Annotated in this window: 1 protein-coding gene; it reads left to right on the forward strand. The window is 42.7% G+C overall.

Annotated elements, in window-relative coordinates; translation table 11 throughout:
* Positions 1 to 253, forward strand: a 253-nt coding sequence (locus SB822_RS59035; protein WP_410859367.1) for a pyruvate kinase, incomplete at both ends; no start/stop codon positions are given.

Genomic DNA, 253 nt, shown 5'->3' on the forward strand with positions numbered 1-253 from the left:
TCCGCGAAGCTTCCGAAAAAACAGGCATCACGGTCGGCATTCTCCTGGATACAAAAGGGCCAGAAATCAGAACGCATAAAATGGAGAATGATTCCATTGAACTCGATACCAACCAGGAAATCACGATTTCAATGTCAGAGGTATTGGGCACTAAAGAAATGTTCTCGATCACATATGACAAATTGATCGAAGATGTACACGAAGGCTCTACGATCTTATTGGATGACGGTTTAATCGAATTGCGCGTTACAAG

The organism is Paraburkholderia sp. SIMBA_054 (assembly GCF_046534875.1).
Classification (GTDB): Bacteria; Pseudomonadota; Gammaproteobacteria; order Burkholderiales; family Burkholderiaceae; genus Paraburkholderia; species Paraburkholderia hospita.